Below are 25,966 nucleotides of genomic sequence, written 5' to 3' on the forward strand. Positions count from 1 at the left end.
GTCGCTCAGACCAGCGGCGCGCCGACGAACACCGGCAGCTGCTCGGCCTGCGCCGTGTAGGCGGCGAGCAGCGGAAAGTCCGACGGGCGCACCGCGTCGGGCAGGATGAACTGCGTGAAGGTCCAGGCCACCGCCGCCGAGATACCGCCCTGCGTGATCGTTTTTTCTGCGGGTGCCGCCAGCGGCGCAGCCGCCAGTTCGCGCTCCACCTCGGCATAGGCCGTATTCAGCTGGCCCTGCACGCGATCGACCCACGGCTGGTGCTGCTTCTCGCTGGGCCGCAGGTTGCGCTCGTAGACGATCTGCACCGTCTTCTCACAGGCCGCGAGCGCCAGCCCCGTGAGGCGCAGGTCGCGCAACCGATCGGCCGGATCGGCAGGAAACAAGCTGCGGCCCACGACCGCCTGCGCATGGTCGATGATGAGCGTCGAGTCCATCAGCACCGTGCCGTCATCGCACACCAGCGTCGGGGCCTTCACCACCGGGTTGATCGCGCGGAACTGCTCGAAGGTGCTGAAGACCGAGATCGAGCGGTGCTCGAAAGCGAGGCCGAGCAGGCGCAGCGAGATGGCGGCGCGACGAACGAAGGGCGAGTCGAGCATGCCGACGAGTTGCATGGGGTCTCCTGGAAAAAGATGACCGCCACCATAGCGCCCGCGCCGCGCGCGCAGAAGGGCAACCCATCGAAAATCGGCGCCGCCTACCGATCGATCATCGGTCCCCTCTTCTTTCGCCGCACGCCATGACCCTCGACAAGAAAGACCGCCTCATCCTCGAAGCCCTGCAGACCGACGCGCGCCAGAGCCTGGCCGCGATCGGCAAGCGCATCGGCCTGTCGCAGCCGGCGATGAGCGAGCGCGTGCGCAAGCTCGAGCATGCGGGTGTGATCGAAGGCTACGGCGCGCGCGTGAACCTGCGCGCGCTGGGCGTGGGGCTGGAGGCCATCATCCGCATCGACACCACGCACGCGGCCATTGCGCGCTACCTCGCGCTCTTCGAGGCCATGCCCGAGGTGCTCGCGGTGGACCGCGTGACCGGCGCCGACTGCTTCTTCGTGCGCTGCGCCATCGCCGAGCCGACCGACCTGGAGCGCGTGGTGGACGCGCTGGCGGTCGACGGTTCGGTGACCACCTCGCTGGTGCTGTCGAGCCCCGTGCGCAAGCAGATCACCGTGGGCGCCGCGAAGCCGCCGCGCAAGTAAGCGTCAGCGCTGCGCCTTGTCCTTCTGGTTCTGCGCCTCGATGCGTTCGCGCGCGGCCAGCCAGTCGGCGTCGCTCCACTCGCGCAGCTCGTAGAAGTTGCCGCCGGTGGCCAGCGCGTTGCCGCCGTCCATCATGATGCTCTGGCCCGTGAGCCAGTCGCACTGGCCCGGCGCCATCAGGAAGGACGCGAGGTTCTGCAGCTCGCTCATGCGGCCCACGCGCGCCATCGGGTTGGTCTTGATGCTGCGCGCGCCGGGTTCCTCGCCGGGGTTCAGGCGCTTGCTCATGCCCTCGGTCGGGATCTCGCCGGGGCCCACGGCGTTCAGGCGGATGCCGTGGCGCGCCCACTCCACCGCGAGCGACTTGGTCATGACCTCGATGCCCGCCTTGCTCATGGCCGAGGGCACGACGTAGGGGCTACCGTTGTCGACCCAGGTGACGATGATGCTCATCACGCTGCGGAAGGCGTCGCCCGGCTTCCACGCGCCCGACTTGGCCTGCGCCACCCAGCGCTTGCCCACCGCCTGCGTCACGTAGAAGCTGCCGTGGAACACGATGTTGGCCACGGCGTCGAAGGCGCGCGGCGAGAGGCTCTCGGTCGGCGAGACGAAGTTGCCCGCCGCGTTGTTGACGAGGCCGGTGAGCCCGCCGCTCTGGAACAGGCTCTCGACCATGTCGTCGACCTGCTGCGCGATGCGGATGTCGACGCCGAAGGCATCGATGCTCCGATCGGGAAACTGCTGGCGCCAGGCGGCGGCGGTTTCTTCACAGACCGCCTGGCGCCGGCCGCAGATGGCGACATCGGCGCCCAGGCTCAGAAATCGCTCGGCCATGGCACGGCCGAGGCCGGTGCCGCCGCCGGTGACGAGGATGCGCTGGCCGCGCATCAGGGATGCTTCGAACATGAGGGGTCTCCTTGGCGTTGCGGCAGCGGCAGGAGCGCGTGCTGCCATCGGCCGCATGCTACGACTGCCAGGGCGCCATGGCTTGCGGAATCTGGCTCTGCCGGCGGGTGAAAATGGCCGCGCCCCTTCCCTTTCACCCCTGGACCTTCCGGACACACGACCCATGCCCCGTTCCTCCGATGCTTCCTTCCTGCCGCTCGACGGCGTGCGCGTGCTGAGCCTGGCGCTCAACCTGCCGGGCCCCGCCGCGCTGCTGCGCTGCCGCACGATGGGCGCGGCCTGCCTCAAGCTGGAGCCGCCCGGCGGCGATCCGATGGGGCTGTACAACCGGCCCGCGTACACGGCGCTGCACGAGGGCGTCGAGGTCCGCACGGTCGACCTGAAGACCGAGGCCGGCCAAGCGCAGCTGCACGCCGAGCTGGCCCGCACCGACGTGCTGCTGACCTCGTTCCGTCCGTCGGCGCTGCAGAAGCTGAAGCTCGACTGGGCCTCGCTGCAGGCGCGACATCCGGCGCTGTCGCAGGTCGCCATCGTCGGCGCACCGGGCGAACGCGCCGAGGAGCCGGGCCACGACTTGACCTACCTCGCCGAGAGCGGCCTCGTCACCGGCACCGAACTGCCGCCCACGCTGTACGCCGACATGGGCGGCGCGCTGCTGGCGAGCGAGGCGGTGCTCAAGGCCGTGCTGCAGCAAACGCGCCAGCGCGGCGGCGTGTACCTCGAGGTGGCGCTGAACGCCTCGGCCGACTGGCTCGCCCTGCCCCGCACCTGGGGCCTGACGAAGCCCGACGGCGCGGTGGGCGGCGCGCACGCCGGCTATCGCGTCTACCCCTGTGCCGACGGCCGCGTGGCGGTGGCGGCGCTGGAGCCGCACTTCGCGGCGCGCCTGTGCGAGGTCGCCGGCGTGGCGCCGCCGGACATGATGGCGCCGGCCACGCACGCGGCGCTGACCGCCTGGCTCGCGACGCGCACGCGCGCCGAGCTGGAGGCCATGGGCCGTGAGCGCGACGTGCCGCTGCTCACGCTGGCCGACTGACGGCGCTCAGGACGCCGGCAGGCGCAGTTCGCTCAGCTTGCGGTCGAGCTTGATGAGCCAGATGCGCGTCGGCCGCTCCAGGTCGGAGCCGCGCGTGATGCGCGCCCGGGTTGCGCCCGCGGGGCAGCCGCGGAGCTGGCCGTCGACGGCGGCCGTGCACTCTTCCACGCTGCCGGCCAGGCGGGTGCCATCGGCGGCGAGCAGCACGGTGCCCAGGCCGAAGTCGTTGTCGTTCACCAGCGCCAGGGTCTGGTCGTCGACGATGGTCAGGCCCTCGGCCTTCTCGGCCAGCCAGCCCAGCACGTTGAGGTCGAGCAGCTCGGTCTTGCGCATCGTCACCACGGTCGAATAGTCGACGCCATTCGAGGGGGCCTGCGTGATGCTGCTGATCTCGAGGTTGTGGTTGAACTCCGGGGCGGCGATGTTCGTCGCGTTGGCCGGCAGCTCCACCAGCATCAGCTTGTTGAACACCTTGCCGTCGCCCTTGCGCGCGCCCTGCTCGATGACGATGAAGCGGCCGTTGCCCAGGCTCACCATGTCGCCGAGCTTGGCGTTGCCGGTGCGGTCCTTGTCGTACTGGCTGCCGTCGATCGGGTAGGCGTAAAGCTTCGAGGTCTCGGTGGCCGGATCGAATGCGAGCCAGCGCGTGAACTTGGCGATGTGGCGCACGTCGGTGTTGGTGCCGCCCGGCGGCTTGGCCTTGATCGACTTGCCGTTGGCGTCGCGCGGATCGATCGGGCTCTGCAGGAAGCCGTGCAGCACGCCGCTGGCCACATCGAGCGTCAGGCCTTCCATGCCGCGGTTGGGGCGGCGCTGGGCCAGCACCGCCGGCAGGTCGGTGGCGCCGGGGCCGGGCGCGTACTTCTTCTCGACCACGCCGCTGGCGATGTTCAGGCGCGCGATGAAGGGGCCGTACTCGTCGCTGGTCCACAGCACGTTGCGCGCCTTGTCGAGCACCAGGGTCTCGGGGTCGAGGCCGTTGGCGTCGTAGCCGGCCTTGGCTTCGTCGAACTTGTACTGGTCGGTCAGCGGGGTCTCGCCCGTCGAGCCCACGCCCGAGCGCGGCGGCAGGCCGGTGATCTTGGTGTTCGCGTCGCGCTTGAGCGGCACGCTGGTGCTGAGCACCGCGCCGGTCTTGCCCACGCGCACGATGCCGAAGCTCGGCGCGAACGATGGCGCCGGGAACACCTTGCTGATGCTGGTGACACCGTCGCCGCCGCCGGGCACGGGCGCGGTCGGGCCGTCGCCGTTGGGGCCGCGGTCGGTGATGGCGTAGAACTCGAGCGCGCCGTCGTCGGCCTTGCCCTTGAACGCCAGGCCCGAGCCGTAGGCCGGCAGGAAGCCCTGCGGAAAGTCGGCCTTGATGTCCGTGCTGTCGCCCTCGTAGGGCACGTGGAAGCGGGTGTCGGCCTGCAGCTGGTAGCGCGTGACGGCGATGCCGATGGCGCCGAGCTGGTTCGTCTGCGTCGACGCCTCGGTGACCGGTGCGGCCAGGCGCGAGGCCAGCGTGTCCTCGAAGTGTTCGCGGGCCAGCATGCGGCGGTTCGAGTCGACCATGCGGGCATTGTAGGGAGCGGGCAACGCGGCCAGCACCGCGTTGAGCGCGGTGTGGAAGGCCTCGGGCGAGGCGTTGAAATCGAGCGCGCCGGCCGTCAACGCAGCCTTGAGCGCGGGCGTCAGGCGGATGCCGTTGGCGGGGTCGCGGTCCTCGTCGAAGCTCTGCAGCGCGAGCAGGCGATTGACCACGGCATCGGCCTTCACGTCGCTGCCGCCAGCCAGGGTGAGCGGCGTGATCGCGTCACCGCACGCGGCGCTGCCCAGGGCCAGCGCGCCGGCGCTGAAGGTGACGGTCTCGCCGTCCTTGCAGATGAATTCGCCCTTGGCGTTGGTGGCGGCCTTGGGCGCGCTGCCGGCCACGTAGTCGAGGCCTTCCACGGCGGCATCGAGGAAAGTGCCGGTTTTCGACTGTGCAGCGGGCGGATTGGTGGTGCCGCCGCCTACGGGGAACGACCAGCCGCCCCCGCCGCCGTTGCCGCCGCCACAGGCGGTCAGCACCGCGCCAGCGCCCACGAGCGCCAGCCATCCCATCCTCGATCCTCTTGTTGTCTTGCGCATTGCTTGTTGTCCTTGTGATGCGCCCGCGCAAAGGCGCAAGCCCCGGCGATTAATGCCGAGGCAGATGACAAGCCCGTGAAACTGCAACCGAAAGGTTGCGGTGGTCGGCGCCTTCTCAACGACCGCTGCCGTCGCGCTGGCGGTCTTCGCGCTTGACCGCGAGGTAGGTGTCGAGGTCGACCTCGTGCAGCTGGCGCGGGTAGCGCTCGGCCGCTGCGAACCAGTAGCGCTGCCGGCGCTCGGCCGGCTCGTTGCTGCCGGTGGCCAGGTAGGCGTCGAGCGTGAGGAAGTAGCGCATCGCATTGCGCTCCACCAGCCCGCGCAGGCCGCGGATGTACTCGGGCTGGCCGTCGGCGCCCTTGCCCACCACGGTGAAGCCCACCTTGGAACTGCCGAAGGTGGCGAGGTAGGCCTGCGTGGCCAGCCGCACCATCGTGTTGTGGTTGTAGCCGTAGCTGAAGTGCAGGAAGGTCTTGCGCTCGTCGAGCGCCACCGCCTCGAGCCGCACGCGGTAGTTGCTGGTGCCGAACGGGCCGGTGTCGGCCGACATCTCGACCTGCAGGTGCTCGGGCGTGGCGCTGGCCACGCGGTAGGCAAAAGGCAGCTCGAAGGCCTGGTCGACCGGCTTGTCGTAGCGGCGCACCACGAACAGCGTGAGCGTCTCCTTGCCCTGCGGCGAGGTGCTGATGCGGCAGCGCCGGTTGTTGATGTGCAGCGTGAGCAGTTCGCACCAGTGGTCCGAGCCCTTGAGTGCCGCGCTGACCTTCGACAGCGGATGCTCGACCACGGCGTAGATGTCGCCCTCGAGGCCGCCGGGCGTCTCGGTGGAGTCGAGCTGCACGGGACGCCCGAAGCGGCTCTGGTCGAGCTTGTCGCTGAGCTTCTGGTGCTCGGCACGCAGGGCCTGGGCACCCGCGGGCGCGGAGGCCTCGGGGGCCGCCGCCTGCGCCAGCAGCGACACGCCGCAGCAGGCGGCCACCGCCAGGATGCGCTTCCACGAAACCGGCACGGGGGGCGAACTGCTCATCATGGGGCTACACGATACCCCGGTTCCGCCGCACCAGCAGCAGCATCGCCCCCGCCAGCAGCGCCGCGCCCAGCCATTGGCGCGGCGCCATCGGCTGCGCCAGCCACAGCGCCGCGAGCCAGGCCGCAACCAGCGGTTCGATCAGCGTGCCGACCACCGCCGCCGTCGGCGAGAGCCGGCGCGCGCCCCAGGCGAAGGCCAGGTAGGCCACCGACGTGGTCGCGACGCCGGTGTAGGCCGCGCCCGTCCATTGCGCCGTGCCCTCGGGCCAGGTGATGCCGTTCGCCACCGCGACGCCGAGCATACACAGCGCCGCGGCGCTCATGCCCCAGGCGGACGCGGTCACGGCCGGCACCCGCGCCGGCATGCGCGCGTTGCCCAGCACCACCAGCGCGTAGCAGACGGCCGAGCCAAAAGACCACGCGAGCCCGGCGCCGTAGCCCGTCGGCAAGGCGCCCCAGCCGGCGGCCGGCATCACCAGCAGCAGCACGCCCGCCAGCGCCAGCACGAGGCCACCGAGCAGGCGCGCGCCGAAGGGTTCGTAGCCGCGCAGCACCGACACGCAGGCCACGATCAGCGGCGCGCAGCAGATCGAGATCACCGTCGGCAGCGCGGCACCCAGGTGCGCGATGCCGGCGAACCAGCAGCTCACGTTCAGCGCCATCGCGGCACCGGTGCCGACGACGTGGCCCTGCTCGCGCCGCGTCAGGTGGCGCCACCCGGCATCGGCGACCGGCGCGCGCCGCGTCGCCTGCCAGTGCAGCCACCACAGCAGCGGCATGCCCAGCGCGAAGCGCGCCAGCGACAGGCTGTGCGGCGCAATGCCGCCGTCGATCAGGAATTGCGCCACCAGGGCGCCGCCGCCCCAGAGCACGCCGGCCAGCAGCACGCCGCCCCAGGCCAGGGCGGCCGTTGTTCTTGCATTCATGTTGAAACTCTCCGTGAGGCCCGTCGCCTCGGCGTCGCGTCGACGCATTGCCGGGGGCGGGCATGACCATCCGGCCTCCGCCCGGCCCGTCTTCGCTCAGCGGAAGAAGGCGGACGGCAGCGACCACTTGCGGGCCTGACGGGCGCGGCGCGAAGCGCGCGCGAACGTCAGCAGCAGGTCGAGGAAGGGGGAGAGTGATGCAGGTGCATGAGCGGCCGATGATAGGAGCGGCGCCCCGCGCCCACAAGAGAGAATCGCCGGCATGTGCCCTGCTCTCTATCACCGCCTGCCATGAAGCGCCAAGGTCGACTCGTTCGTTGGGAGGCCGAGCGCGGCTTCGGTTTCATCCGCAGCCCGGAGGTGTCGGCCGACGTGTTCGTGCACCTGCGCGACTTTCGCGACCGCCAGCTGAAGCCGCAAGTCGGCATGGCGGTGCACTTCGAAGAGATCCATGTCGGCGGCAAGGGGCCGCGGGCGATGGCCGTGGAGGCTGCGGCCTCGGCGGGTGCCGTCCCCCGCGCAGCATCACGCGCGCAGCCGCGCCGGCCTTCGGGTCGCAGCACGGCCGGCACGCCGTGGGGTGCGTGGCTGATCGGGGTCTACGCGCTGGGCCTGGGCGCCGCCGTCTGGCTCGGCCACCTGCCGCTGCTCGCGCTGGCGGTCGTCGCGGGGCTGAGCCTGCTCACCTTCGGGGCCTACGCCTTCGACAAGCGCGCGGCGCAGGCGGGGCGCTGGCGCACGCAGGAAAGCACGCTGCACCTGCTCGCGCTCGCGGGTGGCTGGCCGGGCGCTTGGTGCGCGCAGCAGCTGCTGCGGCACAAGTCGAGCAAGGCGAGTTTCCTGTGGAGGTTCCACGTCACGGTCGCGCTGCATTGCGCTGCGCTGGGGGCGTGGGTGTTCTGGCTGTCGAAGCACGCGGCCTTCGGCTGACCGCGCCTTCGACCAGGCCTCAACGCACCTTGCGTGAAGGCTTGTTGAGCGGCTTGCCGCCGCTGCCGTTGTCGCGCGGCGGGAGGCCCGTGTGCTGCGTGAGGATGCGGCCCTTGGAGGGCTTCACCGGCGCCAGCCGGACCGGTGCCGCGGCCTTCGCAGCCACCGGCGCGGAGGTCGAGTTCTTGCGGCGCGCGCTCGTGTAGCCGCCATCGGTCAGCGGCTGCCACGTCGGGATCAGGTGGTGCTTGCCGTTGCCTATGAGGTCGGCGCGGCCCATGCTCTTGAGGGCCTCGCGCAGCAGCGGCCAGTTGTTGGCATCGTGGTAGCGCAGGAAGGCCTTGTGCAGGCGGCGGCGCTTGTCGCCGCGCACGATGTCCACCGTCTCGCTCTCGCGCGTGATCTTGCGCAGCGGGTTCTTGTTGGTGTGGTACATCGTCGTCGCCGTGGCCATCGGGCTCGGGTAGAACGTTTGCACCTGGTCGGCGCGGAAGCCGTTCTTCTTGAGCCAGATCGCGAGGTTCATCATGTCCTCGTCGCTGGTGCCCGGGTGCGCGGCGATGAAGTACGGAATGAGGTACTGCTTCTTGCCCGCCTCGGCCGAGTACTTCTCGAACATCTGCTTGAACTTGTCGTAGCTGCCGATGCCGGGCTTCATCATCTTCGTGAGCGGGCCCTGCTCGGTGTGCTCGGGCGCGATCTTCAGGTAGCCGCCGACGTGGTGCTGCACCAGCTCCTTCACGTACTCGGGCGACTGGACGGCCAGGTCGTAGCGCAGGCCGGAACCGATGAGGATCTTCTTGATGCCCTTGAGCGCCCGCGCGCGGCGGTAGATCTTGATGAGCGGGTCGTGGTTGGTGCCCAGGTTCGGGCAGATGCCCGGGTACACGCAGCTGGGCTTGCGGCACGCTGCTTCGATCGCGGGGCTCTTGCAGCCCAGGCGGTACATGTTGGCCGTGGGGCCACCCAGGTCGGAGATGGTGCCGGTGAAGCCGCTGACCGAGTCGCGGATGGCCTCGACCTCCTTGATGATCGAGTCTTCCGAGCGGCTCTGGATGATGCGGCCCTCGTGCTCGGTGATCGAGCAGAAGGTGCAGCCGCCGAAGCAGCCGCGCATGATGTTCACGCTGAAGCGGATCATTTCCCACGCGGGGATCTTGGTCGCGCCGTCGTGGCTGCCGTTCTCGTCGGCGTAACGCGGGTGCGGGCTGCGCGCATACGGCAGGTCGAACACGTGGTCCATCTCGGCCGTGGTGAGCGGAATGGGCGGCGGGTTGATCCACACGTCGCGCGCCGTGGCGCCCTCGCCGTGCGCCTGCACGAGTGCGCGGGCGTTGCCGGGGTTGGTCTCGAGGTGCAGCACGCGGTTGGCGTGGGCGTAGAGCACCGGGTCGCTGCGCACCTGCTCGTACGACGGCAGGCGGATCACCGAGCGGTCGCGCGGCGGCACGGCGATCTTGCCGCGGCCTTGCAGCGCCGGGTTGGGCACGAAGTTCAGCGGCTTGATGGCGGGGTTGACGACCGAACCGGCGGCGGAGCCCGCGGCTTCGGCGGCCTTGGCGACGGCTTGCGCCTCGTCCTCCTTCGCGCAGGTGGCGCCGTTGGCCTTGGCCTGGTCGGACACCATCAGGTACGGGTTGACGTGCGCCTCGACGCGGCCCGGCTCGTCGACGCTGGTGGAGTTGATCTCGAACCAGGCATCGGGCGTCTCGCGCCGCACATAGGCGGTGCCGCGCACGTCGGTGATCTGCTGCACCGGCTCCTTGGCGGCCAGGCGGTGCGCGATCTCGACGATGGCGCGCTCGGCGTTGCCGTACAGCAGCAGGTCGCACTTGGCGTCGACGACGATGGAGCGGCGCACCTTGTCCGACCAGTAGTCGTAGTGCGCGATGCGGCGCAGCGACCCTTCGATGCCGCCGAGGATGATCGGCACGTCGTTCCAGGCTTCCTTGCAGCGCTGCGAATACACGATGGCCGCGCGGTCGGGGCGCGAGCCGCCGACGTCGCCAGGGGTGTAGGCGTCGTCGCTGCGGATCTTCCGGTCGGCCGTGTAGCGGTTGATCATCGAATCCATGTTGCCGGCCGTGACGCCGAAGAACAGGTTCGGCTTGCCCAGCACCTTGAAGGGCTCGGCGCTTTGCCAGTCGGGCTGCGCGATGATGCCCACGCGAAAGCCCTGCGCCTCGAGCATGCGGCCGATGACCGACATGCCGAAGCTGGGGTGGTCGACGTAGGCGTCGCCCGTGACCACGATGATGTCGCAGCTGTCCCAGCCGAGCGCGTCCATCTCCTTGCGCGAGGTCGGCAGGAACTTGGCCGTGCCGAAACGGGCCGCCCAGTACTTGCGGTAGCTGGTCAGCGGCTTGGCGGCACGCGCAAAAAAGGAGACGTCGACGGGGGCGTTCATCGGTGGGAGCGGACAGCGCCGGGGCGCCGCCTGTGTGGGCAACCCTCGATTTTAGGGTTTTCCAGCATTTCTGTCGCCCTGAAGATCCCTTGCCCCGGAATGAGAGGGCTCTTATTTGATTGCCAAAGTCAATTAAATTGAATGACAATGGCAACCATGCCCACCCCAACGCCCTCCGTCGACCCGTCCGCCGTCAAGGCCATCCGCCGGTTCAACCGCTTCTACACGCGCCGCATCGGCGCCCTCGACCCCTACCTGGGCAGCGACCTGTCGCTGACCGACGTGCGCGTGCTCTACGAGCTGGCGCACCGCGAAACCCCCGTCGCCAGCGAGATCGGGCGCGACCTGGGCTTCGACGCCGGCTACCTCAGCCGCATCCTGCGCCGCTTCGAAACCCACGGCTGGCTCACGCGCGAGCCGCACCCGCGCGACGCGCGCCAGAGCGTGCTGCGCCTGACCGAAGCCGGCCATGCCGCGTTTGCGCCGCTGCAACAGAAATCGCGCGACGAAGCCGCCGCCCTGCTCGCCGCGCTGCCGCCGGCGCAACAAAACCAGCTGGTGCAGGCCATGGACACGGTGCAGGCGCTGCTCGAACCGGCCGAGCCGCCGGCCCGGCCCCAGGCCGCCGTGCTGCGCGACCCGGCGCCCGGCGACATCGGCTGGGTGGTGCAGCAGCACGGCGAGCTGTACGCGCGCGAATACGGCTGGGACCACCGCTTCGAGGCGCTCGTGGCGGGCATCGCGGGCGAGTTCCTGCTCAAGTTCCAGCCCGAATGGGAGCGTTGCTGGATCGCCGAGCTCAACGGCGAGCGCGTCGGCGCGATCTTCGTGGTGCGCAAGTCGGCCACCGTGGCGCAGCTGCGCATGCTGATCCTCACGCCGGCCGCGCGCGGGCTGGGCCTGGGCGGACGCCTCGTGGACGAGTGCATCGCCTTCGCGCGCCGCAAGGGCTACAAGAAGATGACGCTGTGGACCAACAGCTGCCTCACGGCCGCGCGCAGCATCTATGCCAAGCGCGGCTTCCAGCTCACGCACTCGGAGCCGCACGAGGGCTACGGCCAGCCGCAGGTGGGCGAGACGTGGGAGCTGAAGCTGTAGCGCCTACTGCATGTACCAGCCGTGGCTCACGACGAGCGACTGGCCGGTCAACGCGTTGGTCGGGAACGCCGCGAACAGCAGCGCCACGCGCGCCACGTCGTCCGTGGTGGTGAACTCGCCATCCACCGTTTCCTTGAGCATCACGTTCTTGATGACCTGCTCTTCGGTGATGCCCAGCGTCTTCGCCTGCTCGGGAATCTGCTTCTCAACCAGCGGCGTGCGCACGAAGCCCGGGCAGATCACGTTGGCGCGCACGCCGTGCTTGGCGCCTTCCTTGGCGACCGTCTTCGCAAGACCGATGAGCCCGTGCTTGGCCGTCACGTACGGCGCCTTCAGCAGCGACGCCTCCTTGGAGTGCACCGAGCCCATGTAGATCACGCTGCCGCCGCGGCCTTGCGCGTACATGTGCTTGAGGCAAGCCTTGGTGGTGAGGAACGCACCGTCCAGGTGAATGGCGAGCATCTTCTTCCAGTCGGCAAAGCTGAACTCGTCGACCGGATGCACGATCTGGATGCCGGCATTGCTGATGAGGATGTCGATGCCGCCGAAGGCCTTCGCGCCCTCTTCCACCGAGGCATTGACCTGGTCTTCGTTCGTCACGTCGACCGCCACGCCGATGGCCTGCGCGCCCGTGGCCTTCAGTTCGGCGGCGGTGGCATCGGCCGCTTCCTTGTTGAGGTCGGCAATGATGATCTTCGCGCCTTCCTGCGCGAACAGGATGGCGATTTCCTTGCCGATGCCGCTGGCCGAGCCGGTGATGTAGGCGACCTTGTCCTTGAGTTGCATGGTGAAGCGTCCTTGGAAGTGGTGGATAGGAAAAAAACGAGCAAGAACCGGGCACGCGCCCGGCTGACGTCCCTCAGCGCGACAGTCCCGGCCGCTTGATGCGCCCGGTGCCCGGCTCGCCGAGGTCGAAGGTGGTCACTCCGTTCACCGTGGCGTCGGCGCGCAGCGTCTCGGGGTGCGCGAGCGTCTTGCCCATGTCGCGCACGCCCGATTCCCAGTGCTCCTCGACCGCGGCACGCGAGAACTCGTAGTCCTTCGACTCGAGCTCGTATGTCTTGTCGCGGTAGATCAGGTGAAAGATGTCGATCGGCTCGTGCGTGAGCTGCGCCTGCACCTCGACCACGCTCGGGTCGTTGCGCAGGCCGGGCGGCAGCTTGGCGATCAGGTCGGCAATCGCCTGCTGCAAGTTCATGTTGGCCGCCAGCGCGTCGGTGTTCAGGCGCGTGCGGCTCGAATAGGTGATGTCCTTCTGGCGCTCCATCACGCCCGACAGCGTGTGCGGCATCTCGCCGCGCGCGTTGAACAGGTCGACCTGCAGCACCACCAGCGCCTCGGAACGCGGGTGCGTGTCGAGCACGTACTGCAGCGGCGTGTTCGAGACGATGCCGCCGTCCCAGTAGTCGTCGCCGTCGATGTGCACCGGCGCAAAGCCCGGCGGCAGCGCGCCGCTGGCCATGATGTGCTCGGGGCCGATGCGCTGTCGCGTGTTGTCGAAGTACACCGAGTTGCCGGTGCGCACATTGACGGCGCCCACGCTGAAGCGCGCCTCGCAGGCGTTGATGCGGTCGAAGTCGATGAGCCGCTCCAGCGTGGCCTTCAACGGCGAGGTGTCGTAGTAGCTCAGCAGCGGCGCGGCACCGCCCAGCAGCAGGGCCGGCGAATAGCGCGGCTCGAAGAAACCCGGAATGCCGACCAGCGAGGCCATGGTGGCGCTCCACTGGTTCTGCGTGGCGCGGTCGCCCAGCCACGACGGCAGGCGCTGCGCCGGCCCCGAGGACACCAGGTGCCAGAACTCGCGCAGCCGGTCGACCCGCTGCGCGGGCGCGTTGCCGGCGATGAGCGCGGCGTTGATGGCGCCGATCGACACGCCCGCGATCCAGTGCGGCTGCAGGTCGGTCTCGCTGAGCGCGGCGTACACGCCCGCCTGGTAGGCGCCGAGCGCACCGCCGCCCTGCAGCACCAGCGCCTTGCGGGCGGTGCGCATGCCTTCGCGGCGGGCGATGAAGGGATGGGGTGGTGCGTGCGAAGAAGAGGAAGCAGCGGTGGCGGCGCGAGGCTTTTTCTTGGGTGTCGTCGTCATGCGGTCATTGGACACCAGCCCCGCGACAGCCACCTGACCAGGGGCCTTTTCGCGGCTTCAGCCCGGACGAATCTCACATCTTCGGCAGCATCTGCCCGCGGATCTCGCCGCCCGGGTTGGCGGCCGTGTGGATGTTGGCGTACCACTTGCCCGCTACAAGGTCGGCCGCCTGCGCCGGCGTGAGCGTGGCCTGGCCCTCGATCGGGCTTGCCGGACTCGCGAAGGGCAGCACCACGCCGGCATTCGCGCCCGCGGCGGCGGGCCCGTGGAAGTGGGCCGCCGTGGCCGGGCCGCTCAGGCCTTCGTAGGTGATCTTGTACTTGAGCACGTTGGTGTCACGGTTGAGCCAGGCCTCGGCCATGCCGCTGCCGCGCGTCATGTTGGGCGGCACCTGGCTGGCCGCGTTCATCGCGCCGCTGAAGCTCGCGACGTTCGACTTCGACATCATTCCGCAGCCGGCCAGCGCGACGGCGGCCAGGCCCGCGACGAGGGTGCTGCGCCAGAGTGTGCGAGTGTTGTTCATGGTCGGGGTCTCCTGTGGATGAAAGCATTCAGCATAGGCAGACGCCGCCTGCGGCCTTGTCGGCCAGCACCCCTTCTTCGCACGCCTGTGCAAGAGAATGCAACGATGATTTCCGACGACACCCTTCCCTCCGCACACGACGTGGTCGCCTTCTGGCGCGATGCCGGCCCCGAGCGCTGGTTCGCGAAAAGCGATGCCTTCGATGCCGCATGCATCGACCAGTTGGCCGCCGCCCACCAGGCCGCGGCCAGCGGCCGGCTCGACCACTGGGCCGACACCGGCGAAGGCGCCCTGGCCCTGCTCGTGCTGCTCGACCAGTTCCCGCGCAACGCCTGGCGCCAGAACCCGCACATGCTCGCCACCGACGGCCTCGCGCTGGCCGTGGCGCGCCGCGCCGTCGAGGCCGGCTTCGACCGGCAGGCCGAGGCGCTGATGCAGCGCTTTTTCTACCTGCCCTTCATGCACTCGGAGGTGCTGGCGGAGCAGGAGCGTTCGGTCGAGCTCAACGCCACGCAGGACGCCAACACGCAGCACTTCGCCGTGCTGCACCGCGACATCGTGGCGCGCTTCGGGCGCTTTCCGCACCGCAACCGGATGCTCGGGCGGACCACGACGCCCGAGGAGCAGAAGTTTCTCGACGAAGGCGGCTTCGCCGGTTAGGGCGGTTAGGCCGGGTCGACGTGCGCAGGCAGCGGCACGTCGCGCGTCGGCGACGCCTGCCCCGCCGGCTCGCCGATGGCGTCCTTCATCGAGCCGTAGGTGCGCGCATAGACCCAGGTGAACTCGGCGCCCAGCAGGAAGATCTGCGCCGAGTAGTACACCCACACCAGCACCACCACCAGCGAGCCGGCCGCGCCGTAGCCCGAGGCCACGCTGCTCTTGCCGATGTACAGGCCGATGAGGTGCTTGCCCACGGTGAACAGCAGCGCCGTCACCGCCGCGCCCACCCACACGTCGCGCCACTGCACCTTGGCGCGCGGCATGATCTTGTAGATCATCGCGAAGATCACCGTGACCATCGCGAAGCTGAAGACGAAGTTCACCACCTGCGCCAGCGTGGCCCAGGCACCGAACATCGGCGACCACCACTTGCCCAGCGCGGCCAGTGCCGCGCTCGCCACCAGCGACACCATCAGCAGGAAGCCGATGCCCATGATCATGCTGAACGACAGCAGCCGCACGCGCAGCATGTTGAAGACGCCCTTGTTGCGGGTGCGCGCGGGGGCGCGCCAGATGCGGTCGAGCGCGTCCTGCAGCTCGCCGAAGACGGTGGTGGCACCCACGATCAACAGCGCGATGCCGACCACCGTGGCCACGATGCCCTCGGTCGGCTTGTTGACCGCCTGCAGCATGCCCTGCACCGCCGCCGCGCCCTGCTCGCCCATGAGGCCCGAGAGCTGCGCAAAAATTTCGCCGCGCGCGGCCTCCTGCCCGAACACCAGGCCGGCCACCGCGATCACGATCAGCAGCAGCGGCGCGATCGAGAACACCGTGTAGTAGGCCAGCGCCGCGCCCATGCTCGGGGCGTAGTCGTTGGACCAGGAAGCGAAAGCGCGCCGGCAGAGATCGAAGAGTGCGCGAAGTCGAATGAGCATGGCGTCGGGTCCCGGTGAAGCAGTGCGCCTACGATAATCGTTCCACATGCATCCGTCCGCCCCCGCCGCGGCATCGCCGCCCGACCATCCCCAGCCCGCGTCGCCACGCGACCTTTTTGTTTCGTTCACCTGGCTCGCGCTGCAGGGCTTCGGCGGCGTCCTCGCCATCGTCCAGCGCGAGATGGTCGAGAAGAAGAAATGGCTCACGCCCGACCAGTTCCTCGAGGACTGGGCCGTGGCCCAGGTGATGCCGGGGCCGAACGTGATCAACCTGGCGCTGATGATCGGCGACCGCTACTTCGGCCTGCGCGGCGCCGTGGCCGCGGTGGCGGGCATGCTCACCGTGCCGCTGTTCGTGATCCTCGCGCTGGCCGTGCTCTACGCGCACTACGCCGCCAACCCGCAGGTGGCGGCCGCATTGCGCGGCATGGGCGCGGTGTCGGGCGGGCTCATCGCCGCCACGGGCATCAAGCTGATCCCGCAGCTGCGCAAGCACCCGCTGGGCTTTGCGACCTGCCTGGCGTTCGTGGCGCTGGTGTTCGCGGCCATCGCGCTGCTGAAGATTCCGCTGGGGTGGGTGCTGCTGGCGGTGGGCGGCGTGGCCTGCGTGTGGACCTGGAAGAAGATCGCGCCATGAATATCGTCATGCAATGGCACGACTGGCTGGCCCTCTTCGGCCAGTACCTGCTGCTGTCGCTGCTGTCGATCAGCGGCGCGATCACCACAGTGCCCGACATGCACCGCTACCTCGTGGCGCAGCACGGCTGGCTCACCGAGGCGCAGTTCACCTCCTCGGTCGCCATCGCCCAGGCCGCACCGGGGCCCAACGTGCTCTTCGTCGCGCTGATGGGCTGGAACGTCGGGCTCAACGCGGGCGGCGGCATCGGCGCCGGGCCCATGGCCTGGCTGCTGGGCTTCTTCGGCCTGATGGTCACGATGGTCGGCATCATGCTGCCGAGCACCACCCTCACCTACGTCGCCACGCGCTGGGGCCACCGCAACCGCACGCGCCGCGAGGTGCGCGCCTTCAAGCAGGGCATGGCGCCGGTGGTGGTCGGGCTGCTCATCGCCACCGGCTGGGTGCTGGCCGGCGGCAACCAGTCGAGCGGCGTGCCGGCCTGGCACCTGTGGCTGCTCAGCGGCGTGGCCGCGCTGGTGGTCTGGCGCACGCGCATCCACCTGCTGTGGCTGCTGGGCTGCGGCGCGGCGCTGGGCGCGGTAGGCTTCGTTTGAGCCTTTTTCCTTTCTGCATACTTTTTCTTTCAGGAGCCCTCTGCCATGTCGCAACTTCGTCCGCTCGGCCGTTCCACCCTTCGGGTGTCTCCCCTCGCCTTCGGCGGCAACGTGTTCGGCTGGACCGCCGACGAGGCGACCTCGTTCAAGCTGCTCGACGCCTGGCTCGACGCCGGCTTCAACTTCGTCGACACGGCCGACGTCTACTCGGCCTGGGTGCCGGGCCATGTGGGCGGCGAGTCGGAGACGATCATCGGCAAGTGGCTCAAGCACAGCGGCAAGCGCAACCGCTTGGTGCTCGCCACCAAGGTCGGCAAGCCGATGGGCGAAGGCAAGGTGGGCCTGTCGCCCAAGTACATCCGCGAAGCCGTCGAGGCGTCGCTCAAGCGCCTGCAGACCGACTACATCGACCTGTACCAGTCGCACGACGACGATGCCAACACGCCGCTCGAAGACACGCTGGGCACCTTCGACGCGCTCATCAAGGAGGGCAAGGTGCGCGCCATCGGCGCCTCGAACTACACGGCGCCGCGGCTGGCCGAGGCGCTCGACGTGTCGGAGCGCCTGGGCATCGCGCGCTACGAGAGCCTGCAGCCGCTGTACAACCTGTACGACCGCGCAGTGTTCGAGGACGCACTCGAGCCGCTGTGCCTCAAGCGCGAAGTGGGCGTGATCAACTTCTACGCGCTGGCGGCGGGCTTTCTCACCGGCAAGTACCGCACCGAGGCCGATGTGGCCAAGAGCGCACGCGGCACCACCACGAAGAAGTACCTGAACCCGCGCGGCCTGCGCATCCTCGATGCGCTGGACAAGGTGGCCCAGCAGTACAACGCCAAGCCCGGCCAGGTCGCCATTGCGTGGCAGATCGCACGGCCCGGCGTGACGGCGCCGATCGCCAGCGCCACCTCGCTGGCGCAGCTCGAAGAACTCGTGGTGGCCACGCAGCTCAAGCTGGACGCGGGCACCATCGACATGCTCGACCGGGCCAGCGCCGAGACGCCGGCCTGAGCCTCGGCTAGCCGTCGACCGGGTTCAGTGGCGTCGCCAGGATGCGCTGGTAGAACGCCACGTCGAGCCAGCGGCCGAACTTGAAGCCGGCCTGCCGCACGGTGCCTGCATGCGTGAAGCCCAGGCGCTCGTGCAGCGCGATGCTGCCGGCGTTCGAGGCGTCGATGGCGCCGACCATCACATGCACCTCGCGCGCGATCGCCTCGGCCACGATCGCCTCCATCAGCGTGCGGCCCAGGCCCTCGCCGCGGTGCGCGGCATCGACGTACACCGAGTGCTCGACCGTGTACTTGTAGGCCGGAAAGGCGCGGAACGTGCCGTAGCTTGCGAAGCCCAGCAGCTTGCCGTTGTCGTCCACCGCGCCGATCACGGGAAAGCCGCCGGCGCGCTTGGCGGCGAACCACGTCACCATGTTCTCGGGCGTGCGCGGCTTGTAGTCGTACAGCGCGGTGGAGTTGACGATGGCCTCGTTCAGGATCGCCAGGATGGCGCCTGAATGGGCTTCTTCGGTGCAGGCGATGAGACGCATGGTGTTTCTCTGTCGTTCAATATAAGAGAATAATAATCTCATATGGGAAACACTTCACCTTCCACCCCCTCGCCGGCGCCGGCCGATGGCCACATCGACGCGCTCATCGCCACCCGGCTGCTGGCGCTGCGCCAGGCCCAGGGGCTCAGCCTCGCCGATCTGGCCGGGTTGTCGGGCGTGAGCAAGGCGATGATCTCCAAGGTCGAGCGCGCGCAGAGCAGCCCCACCGCCGTGCTGCTGGGCAAGCTGGCCGCCGGCCTCGGGGTCTCGCTGGCGCAGCTTCTCACCGAGGACAAGGCCCAGCCGCAACGGCTGCGCAAACGGGCCGCGCAGGAGGTCTGGCGTGACCCCGAAGCCGGCTATGTGCGCCGCCAGGTCGCCGAGCGCGGTGCGGGCAGCGGCGTGGAACTGGTGGAGGTCGAACTGCCGCGCGCTGCGCAGGTCGGCTACCCGCGATGGAGCGGCACGCCGTACCGGCAGAGCCTGTGGATGCTCGAGGGCGCACTGCAGGTCGACTACGGCGACGAGCGCTTCGAGCTCGCCCCGGGCGACTGCCTCGACTTCGGCGTCGACCGGCCATTGGTCTTCAAGGCGCTGGGGCCCACCGCCTGCCGCTACCTGCTGGTCGCCGTTCCCGATTGATTGAACGATTGCCTGACCGATGCGGTAGGCAAGCTCCCACACGCAGAGACGACTCAGGCCGGTCCGGGCCACGGGGTGCGTCGGGATACTGCAAGGCATCTCAGCTACCGGAGCCGCACGATGTCCTTTGCGCTTTACATGATCGGCTTTCTGATCTTCCTGGCCGGGGTCGCCTGGGGCGCCTCGGTGGCCGGCGTGCCCACGCTCTACATCGGCATCGGCGCGCTGATCCTGCTGGGCATCGGCGTCTTCAGCGCCGTGGCCCGCACGCGCAGCAAAGACCCGTCCTGAACGAGCCTGATCGCTTCACAGATCAGTTCACACAGGCTTCACGCCCGGCGCACATGGCGTCGCTAACTTCGCAGGCGCACCACACCCCGTGGTGCGCTTTGCAAGTCAGCCTCCCATGCACGCCTCTTCTTCCTGTCTCTTTTCTCCCCACGCACCTTCCTCGTCGGTCGCGCCCTGCCCCGCGCCGGCCTTCGTGAGCGACCCGGGTACGGCCTGCACCCAGGTCGACCTGCTCGTCATCGGCGCGAGCTTCGCCGGGCTGGCCTGCGCCCGCGCCGCCGCCAAGGCCGGCCTGCGCGTGATGGTGCTCGAGAAGAAGGCCGCCGCCGGCGCCAAGCTGCACACCACCGGGATCATCGTCAAGGACGCGGTCGACAGCGTGCCGTGGCTGGCCGAAGTGCCGCCCGCGCTGGTGCGCCGCATCGAAGGCGTGCGGCTGTACGCGCCCAACATGCACCACGTCGACCTGCACGCGCCCGGCTACTGGTTCTGGGCCACCGACGCGCCCGCGCTGCTCGACTGGATGGTGGAGTCCACCCGGGCCTGCGGCGTCGAGGTGCGCCTGGGCACGCTGTTCGAGCAGGCGCTGTGGGCGAACGGCCGCTGGGAGGTGCCGGTGGCGCAGGGCCCGTGCATCCGCGCGACCTACCTCGTGGGCGCCGACGGCCCGCATTCGCGCGTCGCCAAGGCGCTGGGCCTGTCGCGCAACACGCGCTTTCTCTACGGCGTGGAGCACGAGTACCAGGGCGCGCGCATGGCGCCCGACCTGCTGCATTGCTTCATCGACCGCCGACTCGCGCCGGGCTACATCGGCTGGGCGCTCGACGGTGTCGGCGTGAGCCAGATCGGCCTGGCGCGCCGCATGGGCTGCCACGACACGGGCGCGCTGCGGCTCGATCCGCTCTTGCGCAAGATCGCCGCCGTGGTGTCGCCCGGCGACGCGCCGCCGGTCGCCGTGCGCGCCGGGATGATCCCCTGCGGCGGCGTGCTGCCGGTGGTGGCCCGCGAACGGGCGCTGCTGGTGGGCGATGCGGCGGGCATGGTGTCGCCCGTGACGGCCGGCGGCATCCACACGGCGCTGCAGCACGGCGAGCGCGCCGGCGAGGCCGTGGCGCGCTTCGTGCGCGGCGAGGCGGACGACCCCGCGACGTGGTTCGTGCGCGGCTACCCGCGCTTTCTGATGAAGCGCACGCTGCGCTGGGCCTTCGACCACTTCCAGAGCGACTGGATGTTCAACCGCCTGCTCGGCACAGCGCCGATGCGGCGTGCGGCGGAACTGGTGTACTTCCACCGCAAGGGCAGCGGGCCGGTGGCCCGCTAGGCCCCGCTCAGGCGCTGCGCTGGCGCATCGCCTCGTAGAGGCACACGCCGCTGGCCACCGAGACGTTCAGGCTCTCGACCGCGCCGGCCATGGGAATGCTCACCAGCTCGTCGCAGGTCTTGCGCGTGAGCTGGCGCATGCCCTCGCCCTCGGCGCCCAGCACCAGCGCCAGCGGGCGCTTGAAGTCGCTCTGGTAGATGGTGCCCGGCGCGTCGTCGCTGGTGCCCACGCACCAGATGCTGCGCTCCTTGAGCTCGTTGAGCGTGCGCGCGAGGTTGGTCACCATGAAGTACGGCACGGTCTCGGCCGCGCCGCTCGCCACCTTGGCGACGGTGGCGTTGATGCCGGCCGCATGGTCCTTGGGCGCGATCACCGCATGGGCGCCGGCGCCGTCGGCCACGCGCAGGCAGGCGCCGAGGTTGTGCGGATCGGTCACGCCGTCGAGCACCAGCAGCAGCGGCACGGTGCCGGCCTCCTCGAGGCCTTCGAGCAGCTCGTCGAGCGAGCGGACCTGGGCCACGGGCTCGACCCGCGCGACCACGCCCTGGTGGCCGTGGCTGCCGCTGAGCTTGGACAGCCGCAGGCCGTCGGCCTCGACCAGCCGCACGCCGGCTTCTTGCGCACGCGCAATGAACTGTTTCATGCGCGCATCGCGCCGGCTGGCGTCGAACATCACTTCGAGCACCGATTTCGGCGCGGTCTTGATGCGCACGCCCACGGCATGGAAGCCGAAGATCACTTTAGGGGAAGACATCCCCCGATTATCGAGGGCGCGGCGCCCTCGCCCTCAGGCCAGCGGCAAACCGCTGTTCGCGCGGGTGCGGTCGTCGTGCAGTTCCTGCACCACCAGGGCGTTCATGTGCACCTTCAGCGTGTTGCCCACGCTGCCCAGGTACTGGCAGGCGGCATACCCCTCGGCCGCCTTTTCGTAGCGCGCCACCCAGGCGTCGCGCGCGGGCAGCCGGTCGGGCGACACGGGCCAGACGCCCGGGCGCGGCCGCAGGTGTTCGGCGATGCCCACGCGCCAGGGCTTGGCGCTCAGGCGGGCGCGAAAGCAGTTCTGGTTGCGGCACATCCGCGCGTAGACCTTGTCGGCGCCCAGCGTCTGGAACACGTCGGTCACGGCGGCGTCGGACGGCGCGAAGACATCGTGCATGGCCAGCACGCGCAGCCCGGCCGGCGTACGGTACAGCCGAAGGTGCCAGTCGGGATGCTGGTGGATGAAGCGCTCGACACGTGCCCGTGCGCCCTCCAGCGGATCGCTCTTGTCCTCGGTGAGGCGCAGCCCCTCGTAGCGGGCGCGCCAGAAGCCGAAGGCTGCCACCAGAATGAACGCGACCACTCCGGCCATCGCCGAACGCGTGCCGTAACCCGCAACCAGCGCCCCAATGAACCCCATGCCGATCACCGTCAATCCGCGCGTGCTGTCGCGCAAATCCTGGACCTCGAAGTCGACGTCGACGAACAGCACGTCGGGCGTGTTGAGGCAGCGCGCGCCGTAGCCGTTGCGGGTGACGACGCTGTCGCCCTGGCGTTCGACGATCTCCTCGCGGATCGGCACGCCATTGGCGCCGTTGTAGGCCAGCTTGCGTTCGCGACGCTCCAGCTTTTCGCCGTCGACCACGATGCGGTCATAGGCCTCGCGCGTGCGCTGGTCGGCATGGGCCTGCGCGGCGAGCGGGCTGTCGTCGGACCAGCCGAAGCGGCGCACCGTGACCTGCCGGCCGGCCACCCGCTCCTGGATACGGCCTTCGGCCCAGAACTGGGGAACGATCACGGCCTCAGGCGCCCTTGAAATACGACCACGCCGCCGCTGCGATCAGCAGCACGACGATCACCGGCAGCCACTTGAAGCCGCCGCCGGTCACCCGGCCCGGCTCGGCCATCGGGTTCGCCGCCGGGCTCGACGGCAGGTGTCCGAAGTCGCCGGCGGCGGGGTTCTGGTGCGCCTCGACCAATTGCTTGGCCTCGGCCAGGCCCAGGCCGGTGGCCTCGCGCGTGAGGCGCACGGCCTCGACCTTCTGGCCCCGCGCCAGGGCCGCGAGCGCGGCGGCCGGCACCGCGGCGGGGCCGTTGCCCTGCATGCCGCCCGTCTCGGCCCCGGCGTCGCCCCGGCCCCAGTCGCCTTCCTGCCAGTCGGCCGGCGCGCCGGTGGCGACCGCGCCACTGTGGGCATAGCGCTCGACGGCCTCCTTGGACGACTTGAGGTCCATGCCAGTGCGCTCGCGCACGATCTTGATGGCCTCGATCAGGTTGCCGCGCTCCAGGGCGGCGATGGCCTCGGGGGGAAGCTGGGTCATGAACTCTCCTCTGTGTTCGGGGAGCGCCGCGGGAGCCGGGCGCTGTCTTTTTTGCTGGCTCAGGCGGCCTGAGCCACGGTCGATTCGGGTGTTTTTTCGTTGAGCGCCACGCGCCCGGCTTCGATGGTGATGCGCCGTTCGCACTGCGAGGCGATGCTGCGGTCGTGCGTGACCAGCACCAGCGTGGTTCCCAGCTCACGGTTCAGGTCGAACATCAGCTTCATGACCTGCTCGCCGGTGGCGAAGTCGAGGCTGCCGGTGGGCTCGTCGGCCAGCAGCAGGGCCGGCTGCACCACGAAGGCCCGCGCCAGCGCCACGCGCTGCTGCTCGCCGCCCGACAGCACCTTGGGGTAGTGGCCCAGGCGCTGGCCCAGCCCGACGCGGCCCAGCATCTCGGTGGCGGCCTTGCGCGCGTCCTTGCGGTTGGCCAGCTCCAGCGGCAGCATGACGTTCTCGAGCGCGCTCAGGTTGCCCAGCAGCTGGAAGCTCTGGAACACGAAGCCCACGCGCTGGGCGCGCAGCGCGGCGCGCTCGTCCTCGTCGATGGCGAAGATGTCGTCGCCCGCCAGCTTCACCGTGCCGCGCGTGGGCGTGTCCAGCCCGGCAATGATCGACAGCAAAGTGCTCTTGCCGGAGCCCGAGGCGCCGACGATGGCGGCGGTTTCCCGCGCGCCCAGGGTGAAATGGATGTCCTGCAGAATGTCCAGCGTGCCGGCCGAGTCGGTGACGGACTTGAAGACATGCTCGACGGCGACAATGGCATCAGACGGGGGTTGGGACATGAAAGGCTTTTCGTTTTGAATCGACGTGACTTTATCTTGACCACCGCCGCGCTCGGCAGCGCGGGGGCATGGACGGGTGCTGCGGCCCAGGCACAGGCGGCATCGGCCGGCAAGCCGGTGATCCTCGTGCTCGGTGATTCGCTGAGCGCAGAGTACGGCCTCAAGCGCGGCGAAGGCTGGGTACCCTTGCTGGAAAAAAGGCTTGCGCAGCAGAAGATCGCAGCCTCGGTGGTCAACGCCAGCATCAGCGGCGATACCAGCTCCGGCGGTCGCGCCCGCTTCCCCGCCCTGCTGGTGCAGCACAAGCCCAGCCACGTGGTGCTGGAGCTGGGCGCCAACGACGCCCTGCGCGGCCTGCCGCTGTCGAACACCGAAGACAACCTGCTGCAGATCACCAAGGCCGCACAGGCCGCGGGCGCGCGGGTGCTGATCGTCGGCATCCAGGTGCCGCCGAACTACGGCGGCGACTACACGCGGCGCTTCGAGGCCGTGTTCGCGAAGGTGGCGGGCGCGACGAAGTCGGCGCTGGTGCCCTTCCTGCTCAAGGGCGTGGCCGATGCGCCCGACGCCATGACGCTGTTCCAGTCCGACCGCATCCACCCGACCGCCGCGGCGCAGCCGCAGATCCTGGACAACGTCTGGCCGGAGCTGCGCAAGCTGCTGCCCAAGTAGCCTCGCCTCCTTGCGCGCGCCCCAAAGAAAAAGCCGCCGCAGGCCTGCGCCTGCAGCGGCTTTTCTGTTTTCAGGGGTGCCAGGAACGAGCGGTCACCCGTTCTTGGTCGGCAACTCGGGCGCCGTGGGGGGATCGCGTTCGAGCGATGCCACGTCGGTCTCCGGGTCTCCGGGGGCCAGCCCGTCGCTGCTCGGATTGAGCTTGCGGTTCGCCTTCTCCCGGAGCTTTTCTTCCTTCTTTTTCTTCTTGGCCAGCTCTTTCTGGCGCTTCTCGTAGCCGTAATTGGGTGTTGCCACTGCTTCTCCTTCAGGCGAGGCAGTCAGGGTGACTGCGCTTCAGCCTACTGTAAGCGATAACGGTGCAGTCTCAAGACGCGGCACCGGCGGCCGTTTCGAACTCGAACACACCTTGCAAACCCGGATAACGCTGGTGCATGAACCAGCCCATGGCCCCCGCGCCGGCCACCAAGGCCAGGACCGTAGTGGCCACCATCCATCCGATGTGTTCGCCCATCGGCCAGAGAACGATCACGGCCAGCACCGGCAACAGCCCGGCGAGCGATGACAGCCACATCCAGCGCCTCGGGGCGGGCATGGGCGCCCAGGTCTGCGGGTCGATGCCGGCGTCGATGAACACCTCGGCGTCGAAGCGCAGGCGCGGCCTCGGCTGGGTGGCCAGGTGCAGCAATAACGCGCGCAGCAGCACGGTCCGGTTGCGAAAGCGAAGGACACGGCCGGTGTCGACGGTCAGCGCCAGGGGCAGCCGAATTTCCCTGGGTTCGCCACCCCGCGTCACCTGCTGGAACACCAGCCGCTTGACGATGGCTTGGCTCGATACGAACTCGGTCTTCACGTCATGGAAACCTGCGCGCGCACGGCACACCTCGCGCCAATGCACCACCTGCGGCGATGCCGGATCGCCCCAGCACATGCCGTTCGCGTCGATCCGCAGCATCCCCTCGCCCACGCGCGGAAACTGGCGCAGCAAATACCAGATGCCGCTGCCCAGCACCCCGAAGAGGAGCAGTCCGAGCAGCAGGAGGATCGCTTCGTTGCCGCGCGCGTTGGACCAGTCCTCCTCGAGCATCACAGCGGCGACGAGCCCTGCCGCGATCAACGCGAAAAACGCCACGAAGCCGCCGATGAAGAGCCGCGTACCGCGCAGGTCGGGCACGCCTTCCAGCGGGCCGGACTGCGCGAGCGCCTCCAGCACCTGCGCGGGCACGCCCAGCACCCGCGACGCGACGGCCCGTGACGCGGGCTGCGCCGCATCGCGCGCAGCCGGCGGCCCGACGCGCTGGCTCTTGCGGTGTTTCCTGCCCACTGCGCGCAACAG

At 69.5% G+C, this 25,966-nt stretch carries 29 protein-coding genes; 12 read left to right on the forward strand and 17 right to left on the reverse strand.

Features of this window, described 5'->3' with window-relative positions; translation table 11 throughout:
• Window positions 1–5: 5 nt before the first annotated feature.
• Complete coding sequence (locus AC07OX_RS02775; RefSeq protein WP_495259785.1) at window positions 6–617, reverse strand: glutathione S-transferase; 612 nt, start codon at window positions 615–617, stop codon at window positions 6–8.
• Window positions 618–742: 125 nt separating this feature from the next.
• On the opposite strand from AC07OX_RS02775, the gene AC07OX_RS02780 reads away from it, so the two are divergent.
• Window positions 743–1,201: an Lrp/AsnC family transcriptional regulator gene (locus AC07OX_RS02780; RefSeq protein WP_495259786.1), complete on the forward strand. Its 459-nt coding sequence runs from the start codon at window positions 743–745 to the stop codon at window positions 1,199–1,201.
• 3 nt (window positions 1,202–1,204) lie between these two features.
• Here the strand turns inward: AC07OX_RS02780 and AC07OX_RS02785 are convergent, their stop codons facing one another.
• The gene (locus tag AC07OX_RS02785; protein WP_495259787.1) at window positions 1,205–2,107 is read right to left on the reverse strand and encodes an SDR family oxidoreductase; all 903 of its coding nucleotides are present in this window, start codon (window positions 2,105–2,107) and stop codon (window positions 1,205–1,207) included.
• Between the two features lie 163 nt (window positions 2,108–2,270).
• Between AC07OX_RS02785 and AC07OX_RS02790 the strand changes: the two genes are divergently transcribed.
• Window positions 2,271–3,143, forward strand: a complete 873-nt coding sequence (locus AC07OX_RS02790; protein WP_495259788.1) for a CoA transferase — start codon at window positions 2,271–2,273, stop codon at window positions 3,141–3,143.
• 6 nt (window positions 3,144–3,149) lie between these two features.
• Here the strand turns inward: AC07OX_RS02790 and AC07OX_RS02795 are convergent, their stop codons facing one another.
• The 3 genes from AC07OX_RS02795 to AC07OX_RS02805 all read right to left on the reverse strand — a co-directional run bounded on the left by AC07OX_RS02795 (window position 3,150) and on the right by AC07OX_RS02805 (window position 7,213).
• Window positions 3,150–5,231, reverse strand: coding sequence for an esterase-like activity of phytase family protein (locus tag AC07OX_RS02795; RefSeq protein WP_495259789.1), 2,082 nt, complete (start codon window positions 5,229–5,231; stop codon window positions 3,150–3,152).
• A gap of 142 nt (window positions 5,232–5,373) precedes the next feature.
• The gene (locus AC07OX_RS02800) at window positions 5,374–6,267 is read right to left on the reverse strand and encodes a hypothetical protein (RefSeq protein WP_495312985.1); all 894 of its coding nucleotides are present in this window, start codon (window positions 6,265–6,267) and stop codon (window positions 5,374–5,376) included.
• Window positions 6,268–6,292: 25 nt separating this feature from the next.
• Window positions 6,293–7,213 carry a DMT family transporter gene (locus AC07OX_RS02805; RefSeq protein WP_095947237.1) on the reverse strand — a complete coding sequence of 307 codons (921 nt, stop codon included), beginning with the start codon at window positions 7,211–7,213 and terminating at the stop codon, window positions 6,293–6,295.
• A 291-nt stretch (window positions 7,214–7,504) separates the two neighbouring features.
• Between AC07OX_RS02805 and AC07OX_RS02810 the strand changes: the two genes are divergently transcribed.
• Entirely contained in the window at window positions 7,505–8,143 is a 639-nt protein-coding gene (locus AC07OX_RS02810) for a DUF1294 domain-containing protein (RefSeq protein WP_495259791.1), read from the forward strand.
• A gap of 19 nt (window positions 8,144–8,162) precedes the next feature.
• Here the strand turns inward: AC07OX_RS02810 and AC07OX_RS02815 are convergent, their stop codons facing one another.
• Window positions 8,163–10,550, reverse strand: coding sequence for a YgiQ family radical SAM protein (locus tag AC07OX_RS02815; RefSeq protein ID WP_495259792.1), 2,388 nt, complete (start codon window positions 10,548–10,550; stop codon window positions 8,163–8,165).
• 156 nt (window positions 10,551–10,706) lie between these two features.
• Between AC07OX_RS02815 and AC07OX_RS02820 the strand changes: the two genes are divergently transcribed.
• Complete coding sequence (locus tag AC07OX_RS02820) at window positions 10,707–11,648, forward strand: bifunctional helix-turn-helix transcriptional regulator/GNAT family N-acetyltransferase (protein ID WP_495259794.1); 942 nt, start codon at window positions 10,707–10,709, stop codon at window positions 11,646–11,648.
• Window positions 11,649–11,651: 3 nt separating this feature from the next.
• On the opposite strand, the gene AC07OX_RS02825 is transcribed toward AC07OX_RS02820, so the two are convergent.
• The 3 genes from AC07OX_RS02825 to AC07OX_RS02835 all read right to left on the reverse strand — a co-directional run bounded on the left by AC07OX_RS02825 (window position 11,652) and on the right by AC07OX_RS02835 (window position 14,257).
• Complete coding sequence (locus AC07OX_RS02825; protein WP_095745632.1) at window positions 11,652–12,434, reverse strand: 3-hydroxybutyrate dehydrogenase; 783 nt, start codon at window positions 12,432–12,434, stop codon at window positions 11,652–11,654.
• A 73-nt stretch (window positions 12,435–12,507) separates the two neighbouring features.
• Window positions 12,508–13,734, reverse strand: coding sequence for a patatin-like phospholipase family protein (locus AC07OX_RS02830; RefSeq protein WP_447744858.1), 1,227 nt, complete (start codon window positions 13,732–13,734; stop codon window positions 12,508–12,510).
• 73 nt (window positions 13,735–13,807) lie between these two features.
• Window positions 13,808–14,257 carry a CHRD domain-containing protein gene (locus AC07OX_RS02835; RefSeq protein WP_070060984.1) on the reverse strand — a complete coding sequence of 150 codons (450 nt, stop codon included), beginning with the start codon at window positions 14,255–14,257 and terminating at the stop codon, window positions 13,808–13,810.
• Window positions 14,258–14,362: 105 nt separating this feature from the next.
• On the opposite strand from AC07OX_RS02835, the gene AC07OX_RS02840 reads away from it, so the two are divergent.
• The gene (locus AC07OX_RS02840) at window positions 14,363–14,917 is read left to right on the forward strand and encodes a DUF924 family protein (protein ID WP_495259795.1); all 555 of its coding nucleotides are present in this window, start codon (window positions 14,363–14,365) and stop codon (window positions 14,915–14,917) included.
• A gap of 5 nt (window positions 14,918–14,922) precedes the next feature.
• On the opposite strand, the gene AC07OX_RS02845 is transcribed toward AC07OX_RS02840, so the two are convergent.
• Window positions 14,923–15,852 (reverse strand): YihY/virulence factor BrkB family protein, encoded by a 930-nt coding sequence (locus AC07OX_RS02845; protein ID WP_495259796.1) that lies wholly within the window; start codon window positions 15,850–15,852, stop codon window positions 14,923–14,925.
• Window positions 15,853–15,898: 46 nt separating this feature from the next.
• Here AC07OX_RS02845 and AC07OX_RS02850 point away from each other — a divergent pair, with 46 nt between their 5' ends.
• From AC07OX_RS02850 to AC07OX_RS02860, 3 genes are read left to right on the forward strand one after another with little or no spacing between them, the layout of a single operon-like run.
• Window positions 15,899–16,489: a chromate transporter gene (locus tag AC07OX_RS02850; RefSeq protein WP_062481071.1), complete on the forward strand. Its 591-nt coding sequence runs from the start codon at window positions 15,899–15,901 to the stop codon at window positions 16,487–16,489.
• Window positions 16,486–17,085 carry a chromate transporter gene (locus tag AC07OX_RS02855; protein WP_139704537.1) on the forward strand — a complete coding sequence of 200 codons (600 nt, stop codon included), beginning with the start codon at window positions 16,486–16,488 and terminating at the stop codon, window positions 17,083–17,085. The genes AC07OX_RS02850 and AC07OX_RS02855 overlap by 4 nt, the downstream gene beginning before the upstream one ends.
• Before the next feature lie 45 nt (window positions 17,086–17,130).
• The gene (locus AC07OX_RS02860) at window positions 17,131–18,093 is read left to right on the forward strand and encodes an aldo/keto reductase (RefSeq protein ID WP_495259797.1); all 963 of its coding nucleotides are present in this window, start codon (window positions 17,131–17,133) and stop codon (window positions 18,091–18,093) included.
• A gap of 7 nt (window positions 18,094–18,100) precedes the next feature.
• On the opposite strand, the gene AC07OX_RS02865 is transcribed toward AC07OX_RS02860, so the two are convergent.
• A complete protein-coding gene (locus AC07OX_RS02865) occupies window positions 18,101–18,622 on the reverse strand; it encodes a GNAT family N-acetyltransferase (protein ID WP_369646710.1) in 522 nt (173 codons plus the stop codon).
• A gap of 42 nt (window positions 18,623–18,664) precedes the next feature.
• Between AC07OX_RS02865 and AC07OX_RS02870 the strand changes: the two genes are divergently transcribed.
• The 3 genes from AC07OX_RS02870 (at window position 18,665) to AC07OX_RS02880 (ending at window position 20,876) form a co-directional block, all read left to right on the forward strand.
• A complete protein-coding gene (locus tag AC07OX_RS02870) occupies window positions 18,665–19,264 on the forward strand; it encodes a helix-turn-helix domain-containing protein (protein WP_495259798.1) in 600 nt (199 codons plus the stop codon).
• A gap of 120 nt (window positions 19,265–19,384) precedes the next feature.
• Entirely contained in the window at window positions 19,385–19,555 is a 171-nt protein-coding gene (locus AC07OX_RS02875) for a hypothetical protein (protein ID WP_167395039.1), read from the forward strand.
• 115 nt (window positions 19,556–19,670) lie between these two features.
• The gene (locus AC07OX_RS02880; RefSeq protein ID WP_495259799.1) at window positions 19,671–20,876 is read left to right on the forward strand and encodes an NAD(P)/FAD-dependent oxidoreductase; all 1,206 of its coding nucleotides are present in this window, start codon (window positions 19,671–19,673) and stop codon (window positions 20,874–20,876) included.
• 7 nt (window positions 20,877–20,883) lie between these two features.
• Here the strand turns inward: AC07OX_RS02880 and rlmB are convergent, their stop codons facing one another.
• The 4 genes from rlmB to AC07OX_RS02900 are packed head-to-tail and all read right to left on the reverse strand — an operon-like array spanning window position 20,884 to window position 23,958.
• Window positions 20,884–21,630 (reverse strand): 23S rRNA (guanosine(2251)-2'-O)-methyltransferase RlmB, encoded by a 747-nt coding sequence (gene rlmB / locus AC07OX_RS02885; protein ID WP_062481059.1) that lies wholly within the window; start codon window positions 21,628–21,630, stop codon window positions 20,884–20,886.
• 33 nt (window positions 21,631–21,663) lie between these two features.
• Entirely contained in the window at window positions 21,664–22,653 is a 990-nt protein-coding gene (locus AC07OX_RS02890) for a hypothetical protein (RefSeq protein ID WP_495259800.1), read from the reverse strand.
• Between the two features lie 4 nt (window positions 22,654–22,657).
• Window positions 22,658–23,176, reverse strand: coding sequence for a ribosomal protein L7/L12 (locus tag AC07OX_RS02895; RefSeq protein WP_495259801.1), 519 nt, complete (start codon window positions 23,174–23,176; stop codon window positions 22,658–22,660).
• A 59-nt stretch (window positions 23,177–23,235) separates the two neighbouring features.
• Window positions 23,236–23,958, reverse strand: coding sequence for an ABC transporter ATP-binding protein (locus AC07OX_RS02900; RefSeq protein WP_062480734.1), 723 nt, complete (start codon window positions 23,956–23,958; stop codon window positions 23,236–23,238).
• Between the two features lie 36 nt (window positions 23,959–23,994).
• Between AC07OX_RS02900 and AC07OX_RS02905 the strand changes: the two genes are divergently transcribed.
• On the forward strand, window positions 23,995–24,630 hold the full coding sequence (locus AC07OX_RS02905; RefSeq protein ID WP_495259802.1) for an arylesterase: 636 nt from the start codon (window positions 23,995–23,997) through the stop codon (window positions 24,628–24,630).
• Window positions 24,631–24,723: 93 nt separating this feature from the next.
• Here AC07OX_RS02905 and AC07OX_RS02910 read toward each other — a convergent pair whose 3' ends face one another.
• Window positions 24,724–24,927 (reverse strand): hypothetical protein, encoded by a 204-nt coding sequence (locus AC07OX_RS02910; protein ID WP_062480739.1) that lies wholly within the window; start codon window positions 24,925–24,927, stop codon window positions 24,724–24,726.
• 70 nt (window positions 24,928–24,997) lie between these two features.
• Window positions 24,998–25,963: a hypothetical protein gene (locus tag AC07OX_RS02915; RefSeq protein ID WP_495259804.1), complete on the reverse strand. Its 966-nt coding sequence runs from the start codon at window positions 25,961–25,963 to the stop codon at window positions 24,998–25,000.
• Between the last annotated feature and the right edge of the window lie 3 nt (window positions 25,964–25,966).

This window comes from Variovorax sp. GW821-FHT09D07, from assembly GCF_059416345.1.

Excerpts from the sequence above, each read along its gene's own strand:
- AC07OX_RS02830 (WP_447744858.1), bottom strand. The coding sequence starts at position 13,734 with ATGACGACGACACCCAAGAAAAAGCCTCGCGCCGCCACCGCTGCTTCC.
- AC07OX_RS02845 (WP_495259796.1), bottom strand. The coding sequence starts at position 15,852 with ATGCTCATTCGACTTCGCGCACTCTTCGATCTCTGCCGGCGCGCTTTC.
- AC07OX_RS02815 (WP_495259792.1), bottom strand. The coding sequence starts at position 10,550 with ATGAACGCCCCCGTCGACGTCTCCTTTTTTGCGCGTGCCGCCAAGCCG.
- AC07OX_RS02900 (WP_062480734.1), bottom strand. The coding sequence starts at position 23,958 with ATGTCCCAACCCCCGTCTGATGCCATTGTCGCCGTCGAGCATGTCTTC.
- AC07OX_RS02895 (WP_495259801.1), bottom strand. The coding sequence starts at position 23,176 with ATGACCCAGCTTCCCCCCGAGGCCATCGCCGCCCTGGAGCGCGGCAAC.
- AC07OX_RS02810 (WP_495259791.1), top strand. The coding sequence starts at position 7,505 with ATGAAGCGCCAAGGTCGACTCGTTCGTTGGGAGGCCGAGCGCGGCTTC.
- rlmB (WP_062481059.1), bottom strand. The coding sequence starts at position 21,630 with ATGTCTTCCCCTAAAGTGATCTTCGGCTTCCATGCCGTGGGCGTGCGC.
- AC07OX_RS02840 (WP_495259795.1), top strand. The coding sequence starts at position 14,363 with ATGATTTCCGACGACACCCTTCCCTCCGCACACGACGTGGTCGCCTTC.
- AC07OX_RS02805 (WP_095947237.1), bottom strand. The coding sequence starts at position 7,213 with ATGAATGCAAGAACAACGGCCGCCCTGGCCTGGGGCGGCGTGCTGCTG.
- AC07OX_RS02880 (WP_495259799.1), top strand. The coding sequence starts at position 19,671 with ATGCACGCCTCTTCTTCCTGTCTCTTTTCTCCCCACGCACCTTCCTCG.
- AC07OX_RS02870 (WP_495259798.1), top strand. The coding sequence starts at position 18,665 with ATGGGAAACACTTCACCTTCCACCCCCTCGCCGGCGCCGGCCGATGGC.
- AC07OX_RS02820 (WP_495259794.1), top strand. The coding sequence starts at position 10,707 with ATGCCCACCCCAACGCCCTCCGTCGACCCGTCCGCCGTCAAGGCCATC.
- AC07OX_RS02835 (WP_070060984.1), bottom strand. The coding sequence starts at position 14,257 with ATGAACAACACTCGCACACTCTGGCGCAGCACCCTCGTCGCGGGCCTG.
- AC07OX_RS02795 (WP_495259789.1), bottom strand. The coding sequence starts at position 5,231 with ATGGGATGGCTGGCGCTCGTGGGCGCTGGCGCGGTGCTGACCGCCTGT.
- AC07OX_RS02775 (WP_495259785.1), bottom strand. The coding sequence starts at position 617 with ATGCAACTCGTCGGCATGCTCGACTCGCCCTTCGTTCGTCGCGCCGCC.
- AC07OX_RS02860 (WP_495259797.1), top strand. The coding sequence starts at position 17,131 with ATGTCGCAACTTCGTCCGCTCGGCCGTTCCACCCTTCGGGTGTCTCCC.
- AC07OX_RS02785 (WP_495259787.1), bottom strand. The coding sequence starts at position 2,107 with ATGTTCGAAGCATCCCTGATGCGCGGCCAGCGCATCCTCGTCACCGGC.
- AC07OX_RS02875 (WP_167395039.1), top strand. The coding sequence starts at position 19,385 with ATGTCCTTTGCGCTTTACATGATCGGCTTTCTGATCTTCCTGGCCGGG.
- AC07OX_RS02790 (WP_495259788.1), top strand. The coding sequence starts at position 2,271 with ATGCCCCGTTCCTCCGATGCTTCCTTCCTGCCGCTCGACGGCGTGCGC.
- AC07OX_RS02850 (WP_062481071.1), top strand. The coding sequence starts at position 15,899 with ATGCATCCGTCCGCCCCCGCCGCGGCATCGCCGCCCGACCATCCCCAG.
- AC07OX_RS02865 (WP_369646710.1), bottom strand. The coding sequence starts at position 18,622 with ATGCGTCTCATCGCCTGCACCGAAGAAGCCCATTCAGGCGCCATCCTG.
- AC07OX_RS02825 (WP_095745632.1), bottom strand. The coding sequence starts at position 12,434 with ATGCAACTCAAGGACAAGGTCGCCTACATCACCGGCTCGGCCAGCGGC.
- AC07OX_RS02780 (WP_495259786.1), top strand. The coding sequence starts at position 743 with ATGACCCTCGACAAGAAAGACCGCCTCATCCTCGAAGCCCTGCAGACC.
- AC07OX_RS02855 (WP_139704537.1), top strand. The coding sequence starts at position 16,486 with ATGAATATCGTCATGCAATGGCACGACTGGCTGGCCCTCTTCGGCCAG.